Annotated in this window: 11 protein-coding genes and 1 pseudogene; 7 read left to right on the plus strand and 5 right to left on the minus strand. The window is 75.8% G+C overall.

The window, feature by feature from the left end; all coding sequences use genetic code 11:
- The 3 genes from V7E45_RS32685 to V7E45_RS32695 all read left to right on the plus strand — a co-directional run.
- On the plus strand, nt 1–929 hold a 929-nt coding region (locus V7E45_RS32685), incomplete at its 5' end, for a glycosyltransferase family 4 protein (RefSeq protein WP_333777861.1).
- Nucleotides 926–2,107 (plus strand): glycosyltransferase, encoded by a 1,182-nt coding sequence (locus tag V7E45_RS32690; RefSeq protein WP_333777862.1) that lies wholly within the window; start codon nt 926–928, stop codon nt 2,105–2,107. The genes V7E45_RS32685 and V7E45_RS32690, both read left to right, overlap by 4 nt.
- Nucleotides 2,104–3,054, plus strand: a complete 951-nt coding sequence (locus V7E45_RS32695; protein WP_333777863.1) for an SGNH/GDSL hydrolase family protein — start codon at nt 2,104–2,106, stop codon at nt 3,052–3,054. Before V7E45_RS32690 ends, V7E45_RS32695 begins: the two co-directional genes overlap by 4 nt.
- On the opposite strand, the gene V7E45_RS32700 is transcribed toward V7E45_RS32695, so the two are convergent.
- Genes V7E45_RS32700 through V7E45_RS32720 form a run of 5 tightly spaced genes read right to left on the minus strand, consistent with a single transcriptional unit; the run spans nt 2,955 to nt 7,398 of the window.
- Complete coding sequence (locus V7E45_RS32700) at nt 2,955–3,824, minus strand: biotin-dependent carboxyltransferase family protein (protein ID WP_333777864.1); 870 nt, start codon at nt 3,822–3,824, stop codon at nt 2,955–2,957. The two genes, V7E45_RS32695 and V7E45_RS32700, sit on opposite strands and share 100 nt — an antisense overlap.
- Nucleotides 3,821–4,438, minus strand: a complete 618-nt coding sequence (locus V7E45_RS32705) for a 5-oxoprolinase subunit B family protein (RefSeq protein WP_333777865.1) — start codon at nt 4,436–4,438, stop codon at nt 3,821–3,823. Before V7E45_RS32705 ends, V7E45_RS32700 begins: the two co-directional genes overlap by 4 nt.
- On the minus strand, nt 4,435–5,193 hold the full coding sequence (locus V7E45_RS32710; RefSeq protein ID WP_333777866.1) for a LamB/YcsF family protein: 759 nt from the start codon (nt 5,191–5,193) through the stop codon (nt 4,435–4,437). The genes V7E45_RS32705 and V7E45_RS32710 overlap by 4 nt, the downstream gene beginning before the upstream one ends.
- Before the next feature lie 49 nt (nt 5,194–5,242).
- Entirely contained in the window at nt 5,243–6,082 is an 840-nt protein-coding gene (locus V7E45_RS32715) for a putative hydro-lyase (protein WP_333777867.1), read from the minus strand.
- Nucleotides 6,079–7,398, minus strand: coding sequence for an MFS transporter (locus V7E45_RS32720; RefSeq protein ID WP_333777868.1), 1,320 nt, complete (start codon nt 7,396–7,398; stop codon nt 6,079–6,081). Before V7E45_RS32720 ends, V7E45_RS32715 begins: the two co-directional genes overlap by 4 nt.
- Before the next feature lie 228 nt (nt 7,399–7,626).
- On the opposite strand from V7E45_RS32720, the gene V7E45_RS32725 reads away from it, so the two are divergent.
- The 4 genes and pseudogenes from V7E45_RS32725 to V7E45_RS32740 all read left to right on the plus strand — a co-directional run.
- Complete coding sequence (locus V7E45_RS32725; RefSeq protein WP_333777869.1) at nt 7,627–8,331, plus strand: GntR family transcriptional regulator; 705 nt, start codon at nt 7,627–7,629, stop codon at nt 8,329–8,331.
- Nucleotides 8,332–8,403: 72 nt separating this feature from the next.
- Entirely contained in the window at nt 8,404–9,933 is a 1,530-nt protein-coding gene (locus tag V7E45_RS32730) for a hypothetical protein (protein ID WP_333777870.1), read from the plus strand.
- A 43-nt stretch (nt 9,934–9,976) separates the two neighbouring features.
- Complete coding sequence (locus tag V7E45_RS32735; protein WP_333777871.1) at nt 9,977–10,855, plus strand: hypothetical protein; 879 nt, start codon at nt 9,977–9,979, stop codon at nt 10,853–10,855.
- A 79-nt stretch (nt 10,856–10,934) separates the two neighbouring features.
- A pseudogene (locus V7E45_RS32740) lies at nt 10,935–13,262 on the plus strand (hypothetical protein); the annotation flags it as partial.

The following is a 13,262-nucleotide window of genomic DNA, read 5'->3' on the forward strand; positions in this document are numbered from 1 at the left end:
ACCCCCAGGTCCGCGTCGCCCTCCCCAGCCGCCGCCTCGCCGCGGCACTCACCGGGCACCGCGCCGACGTGGTCCACCTCGCCAGTCCCTTCGTCCTCGGCGTCCGCGGCATGGCGGCCGCCGCCCGGCTCGGCATCCCGGCCGTCGCCGTCTACCAGACCGACCTGGCCGGCTACGCCCGCACCTACGTGGGCGCGGGCGAGGCGGCCGCCTGGCGCCGCATCCGCTCCGTGCACGCCGCCGCCGACCGCACCCTCGCCCCGTCCAGCGCCGCCCTGCACGACCTCCAGGCGCACGGGGTGCCCCGCGTCCGGCTGTGGCGGCGCGGCGTCGACACCGCCCGGTTCCGGCCGGACCACCGCGACGCGGCACTGCGCCGTGAACTGGCCCCGAACGGCGAGCTGATCGTCGGCTACGTCGGCCGCCTCGCCCCCGAGAAGCACGTCGAACTCCTGGCCGGCGTCGCCGGACTCGCGGGCGTCCGCCTGGTGGTGGTCGGCGACGGCCCCAGCCGGGCCCCGCTGACCGAGGCCCTGCCCGGCGCGGTCTTCCTGGGTCGCAGGACCGGCGACGAGCTCGCCCGGATCTTCGCCTCGCTCGACCTGTTCGTGCACACCGGCCCCTTCGAGACGTTCTGCCAGACCGTTCAGGAGGCCATGGCCAGCGGGGTGCCGGTGGTCGCGCCCGCCGCCGGCGGCCCGCTCGACCTGGTCGCCCACGGCCGTACCGGACTGCTCGTCCCGCCGCACGACGCGCCCGCCGTCAGCGAGGCCGTGGCCGCCCTGGCCGCCGACCCGGGTATGCGGGCCGCGTACGGCGCCGCCGGGCGGGCCCGGGTGCGGGAGCGCACCTGGGCCGCCGTCGGCGACGAGCTGATCGCGCACTACGAGGACGTGCTCGCGGCACGCAGGCCGGCGGTGGTGGCATGACCGGCACGCCCCTGCGCATCGTCCGCCTGGCCAACTTCGTCACCCCCGCCTCCGGGGGCCTGCGCACGGCCCTGCGCGAACTGGGCCGCGGCTACCTGGCCGCCGGACACGAACCGGTGCTGATCGTGCCCGGTGAGCGGTACACCGACCGCGACACCGAGCAGGGACGGGTCGTCACGCTGCCCGGCCCGGTGCTGCCCGGCACCGGCGGCTACCGCGTCCTGACCGACCGGCGGCGCGTGACCGCCCTCCTGGAGGACCTGGCCCCCGACCGCCTGGAGGTCTCCGACCGCACCACCCTGCGGTGGACCGGCCGCTGGGGCCGCCGCGCCCGCGTACCGTCCGTCATGGTCTCGCACGAGACCGCCGACGGCGTGCTGCGCACCTGGGGCCTGCCGGACCACCTCGCCCGGCGGACCGCCGACTCCCTCAACACCCGCACCGCGCACGTCTACTCGCGGGTCGTGTGCACCACGGAGTACGCCGAGCGCGAGTTCGTACGGATCGGCGCCCGCAACGTCGTACGCGCGCCGCTCGGCGTCGACCTGATGGAACGCCATCCCGCGCTGCGCGACCCCGGGCTGCGCGCTCGCCACGCGCGCGACGCCGAGGCGCTGCTCGTGCTCTGCTCCCGGCTCTCCGTCGAGAAGCGGCCCGGCACGGCCCTGGACGCCCTCCAGGAGCTCGTGCGGCGCGGACGCCGCGCGGTGCTCGTGGTGGCCGGGGACGGGCCGCTGCGGGGCCGCCTCGAACAGCGCGCCCGGGACCGCGGGCTGCCGGTGACCTTCCTCGGGCACGTCTCCGGGCGGGCCGCGCTGGGCGCGCTCCAGGCGTCCGCCGACGTCTGCCTGGCCCCCGGGCCCGCCGAGACCTTCGGGCTTGCCGCCCTGGAGGCCCTGGCGTGCGGCACCCCCGTGGTGGCCAGTGCCTCGTCGGCGCTGCCCGAGGTGATCGGCGCCGCGGGCGCGGTCGCCGCCGACCGAGCCGAGGCGTTCGCGGACGCCGTCGAGGCGGTCCTGTCGCGTCCCGGCCGCGAGCGCCGCGAGGCGGCACGCGCGCGTGCGGAGTGCTTCGGCTGGGGAACGGCCGTCGAGGCGTTCCTCGCGGCGCACGACACCGAGGTGCTCGGCCGGCGGGACGCGCCGGCCGGCCCCGCCGCGCGGGAGGGCGCCGCATGAGACCGGTCCGCTTCGTGGCGCTCGGGGACTCGCTGACCGAGGGCGTGGGAGACCCGGTGGGCGACGGGTGGCGGGGCTGGGCGGCGCTGCTCGCCGACGGCCTCGCCGAGGACGCCGGACAGGTGGAGTTCACCAACCTCGCCGTCAGCGGGGCCCAGACGCGCGACGTGCGCGAACGGCAGGCGCCGGCCGCGCTCGCCCTCCGCCCCGACCTGGTGTCCGTGGTCGTCGGCGTCAACGACACCCTGCGCCGCACCTTCGACGTCCGGGCCGTGGCCGCCCGGCTCGACGCGGTCTGCGCGGCCTTCACCGGCCAGGGTGCCACGCTGCTCACCGCCTGCCTGCCCGACCCCGGAGCGATGCTCGGACTCCCCGGCGCCCTCGCCCGCCCGCTGGCCCGCCGGCAACAGGCGGTCAACGCGGTCGTGCACGCGCTGTCCGACCGCTACGGCGCCGTCCACCTGCACGCCTCCCAGGGCGCCTGGCTCACCGACCGCGCCCTGTGGAGCGCGGACCGGCTGCATCCCGGCGAGCGCGGCCACCGGCAGTTCGCGGTGCGCTTCCACGCCCTGCTCACCGCGTCCGGACTGGCCACCGGCGCGCCGCCGTCGCCCGAGCCGGAGTTCCCGGCGCCGACCCGGGCGGCGCGGCTGTGGTGGCTCGCCACCGCCGGCACCGGCTGGGTGGTCCGGCGCTGCGACGACCTGCTGCCCCAGCTGCTGCGGCTGGCCGCCGACGAGCTGCGGCACCGGGCCCGCGGCACCGGCGCCCGGCTCGACCTGCGCGCCTCCGCCGCCGTGACCGAGGCGCTGGCCGCGTTGTCGGCGGCCGATCCCGTCCCCGGGCCTCAGCGGCGGCGTACCGGCACGAACCTGACCGGCGTGCCCGGGGCCGCCTGCGCGGCCGCCGTGAGGTCGGCGGCGCGGACCACGGCGATCACCGGGTAGCCCCCGGTGGTCGGGTGGTCGGCCAGGAACACCACCGGACGCCCGTCCGGCGGGACCTGCACCGCGCCGAGCACCATGCCCTCGCTGGGCAGCTCACCGGTCCGGGCCCGCTCGAGGGCGGGCCCCTCGGTGCGCAGCCCGATCCGGTTGCTCGCCGAGGACACCCGGTACGCGCGCGTGGCGAGATCCCGGAGCGCGCCCGCCGTGAACCAGTCGGCGCGCGGCCCCGGGGTCACCCGGAGCACGAGTTCGGCCGGCGGACGCGGCTGCGGGACACCGTCCACGCGCGCGGGAGGACCGGCCGGGACGCCGAGCGGCAGCACCGTGCCGTCGCCGAGCGGCGCGGGCCCGAGGCCCGACAGCAGGTCGGTGGCGCGGCTGCCGAGGACCGGCGCCACGGTGATGCCGCCGGACACGGCCACGTACGCGCGTACTCCGGCCACGGCGGCCCCCACCTCGAGCAGCGCACCCGCGGGCACCGCCACGGGAGCGCCCCAGGCGGCGGGGCGGCCGTCCACCGAGACCGGGCAGGGCGCGCCCCCGACCGCCACCGTCACCGCCGAACGCGGGCGCAGGGCGCAGCCGTCGAGGGTGGTCTCCAGCACGGCGGCGTCCGGCCCGTTGCCGGCCAACCGGTTGACCAGCGCCGCCGTACCCGGGTCGAGCGCACCGGAGCGGGGCACGCCCAGATGCGCGTACCCCGGCCGCCCGCGGTCCTGCACGGTGGTCAGTGCCCCGGCCCGTACGACGACGAGCGCGCGGTCGCTCACGCGTCCCCCACCGGCACGAAGCGCACCCGGTCGCCCGGGGAGAGCAGCGCGGCCGGTACGCGCGCGTGGTCCCACAGCACCGCCCGCGTGCTGCCGATCAGCTGCCAGCCGCCCGGCGAGGAGCGCGGGTACACGCCCGTGTACGGCCCCGCCAGCGCCACCGCGCCGGCGGGCACCGAGGTCCGCGGGGTGGCCCGGCGCGGGACGTCGTAGCGGGCGGGCAGCCCGGTGAGGTAGCCGAAACCCGGCGCGAACCCGCAGAACGCGACGGTGAACTCGGTGCCCGCGTGGATCCGGGCCGCCTCCCGCTCGGACACCCCCCAGTGGGCGGCGACCCCGGCGAGGTCCGGGCCGTCGTAGCGCACGGGCAACTCGACCGGCTCACGCGCGCGCGGGGGAGCGGGCGGTACCACCGAGGCGGTGAGCTCGGACGCCCAGCGCACCGGATCGGCCAGGCCGTCGAGCAGGACCGTGCGTGCCGCCGGCACGATCTCGCGGACGGCCAGCGTGCCCTCGGCGCGGCGGCGCAGCAGTTCCGCGTGCAGCGCCTGCGCCTGGGCGCCCGAGTCCAGTTCCATCAGGAGCGCGTCGTCGCCGACGGGCAGCGCCCTCATGCGAAGGCCTCCACCCGCACCCCGGCCGCCGTGAGGCGCTCGCGCACCAGCCGGGCCAGCTCCACCGCGCCAGGGGTATCGCCGTGCAGGCACAGCGAACGGGCGCGCATCTTGATCCGCGCGCCGGAGTGGGCGACGACCACGCCGGAGCGCGCGAGGCTCACCGAACGCTCCACGACGGCGTCCGGATCGGTCACCACGGCGCCCTCGCCGCCACGGGGCACCAGTGTGCCCCGGTCGGTGTAGGCCCGGTCGGCGAACGCCTCCGTGACGGCCGGCAGGCCCGCCTTCGCGGCCCGGTCCAGCAGCCGCGAGCCGGGCAGGCCCAGCACCGGCAGCGCGCCGCCGGCCAGGAGCACCCCGTCGACCACCGCCGCGGCCTGCTCCTCGTCGTGCACGACCCGGTTGTAGAGCGCCCCGTGCGGCTTGACGTACGCCACGCGCGAGCCCGCGGCCCGGGCGAACACCTCGAGGGCGCCGATCTGGTAGGCCACTTCGGCCGCCAGTTCGGCGGGCGGCACGTCCATGGCGCGCCGCCCGAACCCGGCGAGGTCCCGGTAGGAGACCTGCGCGCCGATCGTCACCCCCCGCGCGGCGGCCAGCTCGCAGACCCGGCGCATGGTGGCCGCGTCCCCGGCGTGGAACCCGCAGGCGACATTGGCGCTGCTGACGACGGACAGCAGTCGCTCGTCGTCGGTCAGCCGCCAGCGGCCGAAACCCTCGCCGAGGTCGGCGTTCAGATCGATCGCGGTCATGGTCCTCGTTCTCTTTCGGTCCTCGGGGCAGGCGGGTGCGCGGCCGGGGTCAGTCGACGCCGACCATGCGGTACTGGTCGTCACGGGCGTCGGTCAGGAACATCTGGCCCGGCGCGTGGGTGAGGGCGAACGGCGGCCGTGAGGCCGTCACCACCGCCTGCGGGGTCACCCCGCACGCCCAGAACACCGGGATGTCGTCGGGCGCGGCGTCCACCGGGTCGCCGAAGTCGGGGCGGGCGAGGTCCTCGATGCCGAGGACCGCGGGATCACCGCAGTGCACCGGGCCGCCGTGCACGGCCGGCAGCAGGCCGCTCTCCCGGATCGCGGTGCGCAGGTGCTCCGGCGGCACGGGGCGCATCGACACCACCATGGGCCCGCGCAGCCGGCCCGCCGGGCGGCACTGCCTGCCGGTCACGTACATGGGCACGTTGCGGCCCTGTTCCACGTGCCGGATCGGGACGCCCGCGGCGGCCAGCGCCCACTCGAAGGTGAAGCTGCACCCGAGCAGGAACGACACCAGGTCCTCGCGCCAGTGCTCCCGCACGTCGGTCGGTTCCGCCACCAGTTCGCCGTCCCGCCACACCCGGTAGCGCGGCAGATCGGTGCGCAGGTCGGCGCCGTCGGCCAGGACGGTGGTGTGGGAACCCGCGTCGGTGACGTCCAGCACCGGGCACGGCTTCGGGTTGCGCTGGCAGAACAGCAGCATGTCGTACGCCCAGTCGGCCGGCACCGAGATCAGGTTGGCCTGCGTGTGGCCCGCCGCCACGCCGGCCGTGGGGCCCGCGAGTCCCTGCCGGAAGCGCTCCCGCGCGGTGCGCGGGCTCCACGCGTGCGCGTGCTCGTCGACGAGGGTCACGGGCCGGTCCCCGGTACGGTCCTGCCGCGTCATGCCAGCTCCTTCCCGCGCGTCTCCGGCAGCCCGAGCAGCGCCAGTGCCGCGAGGCCGTAGCCGAGCGCGCCGAAGACCAGCGCACCGCCCACGCCCCAGCTGTCGGCCAGGAAGCCCACCAGGGTCGGGAACACCGCGCCCACCGCGCGGCCGGTGTTGTACGTGAAGCCCTGCCCGGTGCCGCGCACCGCCGTCGGGTACAGCTCACTGAGGTAGGAGCCGAAGCCGCTGAAGATCGCCGACATGCAGAAGCCGAGCGGGAATCCGAGCACCAGCAGCAGGGTGTCGGCACCGTGCGGGATGTGCGCGTACGCCAGCGTGCACACGGCGGACAGCAGCGCGAACAGCCAGATGGTCCGGCGCCGGCCGAGCCGGTCGGTGAGGTGACCGCCGGTGAGATAGCCCAGGAAGGCGCCGGAGATGAGGAAGGCGAGATAGCCGCCGGTGCCGACGACGGACAGACCGCGTTCGGTCTTCAGGTACGTCGGGACCCAGGTCGCCAGCGTGTAGTAGCCGCCCTGGACGCCCGTGGACAGCAGACCGGCGAAGACCGTCGTGCGCAGCAGTCCCGGGCCGTCGTCCCCGCCGGGCCGGAAGATGGCCGTGAACGAGCCGCGCCGCGCGCTCTGTTCGCGTACCGCCGTGGCCCGGGGCGCGTCGTGCACGCGACGGCGCAGCCAGACGACGAGCAGCGCGGGCAGCGCGCCGGTCCAGAACATGACGCGCCAGGCCAGGTCGTCGCCGGCGAAGGAGAAGACCAGCGTGTAGACGAGCGCGGCCAGCGCCCAGCCGACCGCCCAGGAGCTCTGGACCGCGCCGAGGGTACGGCCTCGGTGCCTGGCGCTCGCGTACTCGGCGACCAGGACCGCGCCCACCGCCCACTCGCCGCCGAAGCCGAGGCCCTGCAGGGCGCGGAAGACCAGCAGCGTTTCGTAGTCGGGCGCGAAGCCGCAGGCCACGGTGAAGACGGCGTACGTGACCACCGTGATCATCAGCGCCCGGACCCGGCCCACCCGGTCCGCGAGGACCCCCGCGGCGGCGCCGCCGACCGCGGAGACCACCAGCGTGACGGTGGTGAACAGGCCGGTCTGGCCGCTGTCCAGGCCGAAGTACGCCGCGAGGGCCACCATGCTCAGCGGCAGCGTGAAGTAGTCGTAGGAATCCAGGGCATATCCGCCGCAAGCGCCGGCGAAGGCGCGTCGGCCGTCCGGGCCCAGGGCGCGCAGCCAGCCGAACGCGCGGTCCTCGGCTGCTCGTTCGGCTCGGGCGGGTGGGAGGTCCGACGTCACGGGCCGGGGCGGGGGAGTCGTGCTCATGGGCACCTCGCAGAGAGGGACGGAGGGTGCGGGGAACTGAGCGGTGCCGTGCCTGAGTTGTGCCGTGCCTGGGTCGCGCCGTGCCTGAGGTGTGTCGTGCCGGAGTCGTCTCGTGCCGGTGTCGAACCGGTGCCGTGCCGGCGTTCTGCGGAGCACCGTAGAGGATCGTTCAACGATCCTTCAATACCCACGTTGTCTCGTCCTCGGCTCTGCGATTGAATTCCGGGCATGGCAGAGCAGCTGTCGGAACTGGCCGACGACCGCGCCCTCCTGGGGCGCACCAGCACCGCCGAACGCGTCTCGGACATCCTCCGGAGCCGTATCGCCGAGGGCTTCTTCCCACCCGGGACCCGCCTGTCGGAGGACGCCATCGGCGGCGCGCTCGGCGTCTCCCGCAACACCCTGCGCGAGGCGTTCCGGCTGCTCACCCACGAGCGCCTGCTGGTCCACGAGCTCAACCGCGGCGTCTTCGTGCGGGTCCTGACCGTGGAGGACGTCGAGGACATCTACCGCACCCGGACGCTGGTCGAGTGCGCGGTCGTCCGGGGCCTCGGCGAGCCGCCGTACGGCCTGGACGGGCTCGCCGCCGCCGTCACCGAGGGCGAGCTGGCCACCGCCGAGAACGACTGGAAAGCGCTGGGCACGTCCAACATCCACTTCCACCGCGAGCTGGTCGCGCTCGCCGGCAGCGAGCGCACCGACGAGCTGATGCGCAGCGTCTTCGCCGAGCTGCGGCTCGCCTTCCACGTCGTCGACGACCCGCGCCGGCTGCACGAGCCCTACCTCGCCCGCAACCGCCAGATCCTGCGGGCCCTCCAGGACGGCGACCGCGACCGGGCGGAGCGGCTGCTGGAGACCTATCTCTCGGACTCGCTCGAACGGGTCGTCGAGGTCTACCTGCGGCGGGTCGGCGAGGACGGCGCCGGGGCCTGACGCGCCTCTGTGACGGCCGTCGCTTCTGCGTCGTTTGGGTCGTTGTCAGACCGAGGACCTAGTCTGTGCACCGTGACTTCGCCTGCTTCGACGGACAGCGTTCCGCCCCAGCTCAGCGCGGGGCCGCGCCCGGCACCGGGCCCGGCCGCCGACGAGGGGCTGGCGCGGCGGCTGCGCGCGCTCGCCTGCACCGCGCCGCTGCACGACCTCGACGCGCGCAAGGCGAACCTGGCGGGCGAGTACTCGGTCTACGGCATGGCCGAGGTGGCCCTGTCCGCGATCGACCTGGTCACCCTCAACATGGACTTCGACACGGGCGCCGACCACGAGCAGATCGTGGCCCGGCTCGTCCCGCGCATCGCCGCCCAGGCCCCGCACCGGCCGGCCGGGGAGCACGAGCGCGTGGCCCGCTGGGTCCTGGAGAACCTGATCAACGTCGGCAGCGTCGACCGCGGCTTCCGGGCGGTGTACGGCACCTTCGAGCCGGACGGCACCTACGTCCGCCGCGACTACGACTTCAAGCTGATCGAGGAGGTACCGGGCCCCGGCGGCACCGTCTACCTCCGCACGACGGACGAAGCGGTCAACGTCCTGGTCGGCGCCCTGGACACCGACGTCACCAGCGCGCAGATCGCCGCCGAGGTCAAGCTGGAGGTGCTGATCAACCGCGGCCGCCTGGCCGACGCCCAGCTCGCCGCCGAACAGGCCCGCTACCGCACGGTGCAGTACTCGGAGACCCTGCGCCGCGCCCTGGAGGCCACCCGCCGCAACGTCCGCGCGGTCGACTGGCTCAACGCCGTGCCCGACATGATCGCCGAGGCCCTGGACCACGTGGCCGACCGCTACCGCCACGAGAACGCGATCCTCACCAACATCCGCAAGGCGCGCGACGAGACCGAGGACTCCGAGAACAAGCGCCGCGCCGCCGAGCTGGTGGACATCGTCAAGGACTGCATCCGGCGGCACACCCAGCTCCAGTCACGCCTGCTGGAGGCCGGCCCGCTGTTCCGCGCGGAACAGGACCGGCAGGCCTTCGCCACACCCACCGCGACCTCCGGCCTCGACCTGTACGGCCACCTGGTCGCCCCCGTGCTCCCGCTGCCCCTGGAGCGGGCGATCCGGGTGACGGACGCGTTCTTCGCCCAGGGCACCGGGCTGCGCACCCCGGTCTCCGTGCGGGTCGGCGACCTCGTCGACATCCTGCTGACCCCGCCCGTGGAGCGCGAGCACCTCGGCGCCGAGATGCCCGAACCCGACCTGATCGCGACCCCGGACGACAGCCGGTTCAGCGAGGAGCAGCTCGCCGCCGCCATGGAGCTGCTCGACCTGCCGGCCGACGCACCGCGCAGACTGTCCGGACTGCTGGCCGAGGCCCGCCGGACCGGCGACCCCGACCTGGCCTACCTGGTCGCCCTGCTGGCGGTCCACGCGGCCAGCCCGCCCGTGGGCACCGCCTACCGCCAGGGCGAGGAGAGACTGCTGTTCGCCGTCGACGACGGAACCGAACTGGACGACCCCGAGTTCGGCGGCGCCGACCTGATCGTCGGCACCGCCCTGCTGGACGCGGCCGGCATGGCCGCGGACCGGACGGAAGCGGCATGAGCCGGCACCAGCGAGACCGAGAACCCGACAAGGAGCCCAAGCCGTGAGCGAGCACGTCGAGTGGAGTGACACGGAGGCCCCGGCCCCGTCGGCGCCCGCCGCCGTCACCCCCGCCGACGCCGCCGACGCGGCGCGGCTCGTCGCCTTCGGGCTGCAGCCCAAACTGCAGCCCGCCCGCGACCAGGAGTACACGGAACTGCTGCGTCGCTACCGTGACGACCCGGCGTTCGCGCGGCTCGCGGACGCCGTCGCCGCCGGTCTCGGGCTCGTCGTGCTGGAGGTGTCCCCGCGCGCGGGGATGGCCGTGACGGCCGCCGAGGACTCCGTGTTCGCCGTCCGCATGGGTGACTACGCGCGTCGCACCGCCGCCGACTCCGGCGACCGCTTCCTGCACGGACTGGCCCATCTCGCCCTGGCCGCACTGGCGTTCCCGCGCCCCGAGGACCTGGCCGACGACTCCTACATCGGCCGGGTCACCGTCAACGGGGTCGACGCCTTCGTACGGCAGGCCTGCCGCCGGCTGGAGGAGCGCGCCGAGGAGCAGGGCCAGAACACCGACCCGGCGACCGAAGCGCCCGGCCTGGAGGCCGCCTGGCGGATCTGGGCCAGACGCAGCGCCACCGGCGCCACCAAGGACGCGCGCCGGCCCGCCGCCTCCACCACGGGCATGGTGGCCAAGGCGGCGGCCTTCCTCACCGACTCGGGCTTCCTGCAGCGCACCGGGGACGAACACGGCGGCACCTACCGCACCACGGCGCGCTACCAGCTCCAGGTGCGCGACATGGCCGGCAGCGCCGCCATGACCGAACTGCTGGAGCTGGGCGTCGTCCCGGTCACCGACGGCACCCCGGGCCTGCTGCCCGCCGAGGACACCGAGGACCTGGAACTGGTGGCCGACGCCGGGCTGCCGTTCCACTCCTGACGCCCCGCGGCCGAGGCCCCGAGCCGCCGCGGCCCCCGAACCACCGCACCTTTCCGAAGACTTAACGCGAGAGTCCGCCATGTACGAGCTGTCCCGGGTCCGCCTCTACTCCATCGGGCCCGCCGGTGCGCGCTACGCCGACACCGTGCTTGACCTGCGGGGCGTGGGCGAGCCCGTGCCCGACCCCGCGCCCACGCAGGCGGAGTTCTTCGCGGACGAGCCGTCCGGCCCGCCCCGCCGGCCCGCGCCCGCCGGCGTGCTGTTCCTGGAGAACGGCGGCGGAAAGTCGGTGCTGCTCAAACTGATCTTCTCGGTCATGCTGCCGGGCCACCGCAACACCCTCGGCGGCGCCAGCTCCGGCGTGCTGCGCAAGTTCCTGCTCGCCGACGACTGCGGGCACGTGGCGCTGGAGTGGCAGCACGTGCAGACCGGCGAGTGCGTGGTGGTCGGCAAGGCCAGCGAGTGGCGCGGACGCCAGGTCTCCAACGACCCGCGGAAGTTCGCCGAGGCCTGGTACTCCTTCCGGCCCGGCCCCGGCCTCAGCCTGGACAACCTGCCCGTCGCCGAGTCCACCGCCGTACGGCCGCCCGTCGAGGGCGCATCCGGCGCCCAGGGCCGCCGGCGCACCATGAAGGGCTTCCGCGACGCCCTCACGGAGGCCGGCAAGGCCTACCCGCACCTGGAGGTGCACTGGGAGGAGATCCACGACCGCTGGATCGAACACCTCGGTGACCTCGGCCTCGACCCCGAACTCTTCCGCTACCAGCGCGAGATGAACGCCGACGAGGGCGAGGCCGCCGGCCTCTTCGCGGTCAAGAAGGACTCCGACTTCACCGACCTGCTGCTGCGCGCGGTCACCGACACCCGCGACACCGACGGACTCGCGGACCTCGTCAGCGGCTTCGGCAACAAGCTGGGACGGCGCGCCGAGCTGATCGCCGAACGCGACTTCACGGCCGGCTCCGTCGACCTGCTCGGGCGGATCGTCGAGGCCGCCGGCGCCCGCTCCCGCGCGCGTGACATCCACACCGGCGCCGAGCGCCGTACCCGCACCCTGGCCCGGCGGCTCTCCGCCCGCGCCGTGCGGGAGCGGGTGCGGGCCACCGACCTGGCCCAGCGCGTCACGGCCGCCGCCTACGCCGTCACGCACTCGGAGGGCGCGCGTGAGCGCAGCGCCCTGGTCGCCGCCGAACTCGCCTACCGGCACGCCTCCCTGGCGCTCGCCGCCGCCGAGAAGACCGCAGCCGCCCAGAAGCGCGAACTGGCCGACGCGCGCACCCTGCACTCCGCGTGGCAGGCCGCCGAGGCCGTACTGCGCCACCGCGCCGCGTCCGACCGCGCCGCGCGCGTCTCCGCCGCCATCCAGGAGGCCGAGCGGGACGCGGCCCCCGCCCTCGCCGCCCGAGCCAAGGCCGCCGTCGACCTCGTACGGGCCCTGCACGCCGCCGCCGAGAGCGCCGAGGCCCTCGCCAACGAGGAGGAGGAGCGCTCCGCCGCCCTCCAGGAGGTCAGCGACAGCGCCTACCGGGACTCCACCGGAGCGGCCACCGATGCCCAGCGCGCCCGCAGCGAGGCCGGACACCTGCGCCAGCGCCTCACCGAGGTGGAGCAGGAGACCGCCGAGGCGGTCCGCGCGGGCTGGCTCGACGACAGCACCCCGGACGCCGACCCCGCCCGCGCCGCCCTCGCCGCGAACGACGCCGAGAAGGCCGCCGTGGCCGCCTGGGACACCGCGCGCGAGGCCGCCCGCAAGGCGACCGAGCACGCGCGCGAGGCCGCCTCGGCCGAGTCACGCGCGGAGCTGACCGCGGCCCGCGCAGCGGACGCGGCCACCGCCGCCGAGCGCTCCTACGAGGCAGAACGGCGCCTCGCCGAGGCCCTGGCCGCCGAGGAACGGCTCGCCGAGCTGCTGAGCCTGCCGGGCGCCCCCACCACGGCACGGCCCGGCGTGCCGGCACCGAGGTCGGCGGACACCGCGGCCACGCCCGCGCCCGGGCCGGACTCCGCCGAAGGAACCCGCCCCCTCACCGACGGCCCGCTCGGCCCCGAGGAACTCGACCGCTACGCCGACGAACTGCGCACCCTGCTCGACGACGCCGTCTCCGCCGCCGAACGGCACCTGTTCGAGCTGCGCACCGCCGCGGCCGACGACGCCCGCATCCTCGGCGCCCTCGGCGACGGCGGACTGCTGCCGCCCGGTCCGGACGTGCTCGCCACCGTGGAGTACCTCGGCGAACACGGCATCCCCGCCCTGCCCGGCTGGCGCTACCTGGCCCAGGCCGTCGACCCCGCCGACCACGCCCGCGTCCTCGCCGCCCGCCCCGAACTCGTCGACGGCGTGATCATCACCGACCCGGACACCCACGCACTCGCCGGTCTGCACGTGCTGCCACTCCAGCGCCACGTG

The sequence above is a fragment of the Streptomyces sp. IBSBF 3136 genome, assembly GCF_036815105.1.
GTDB lineage: Bacteria > Actinomycetota > Actinomycetes > Streptomycetales > Streptomycetaceae > Streptomyces.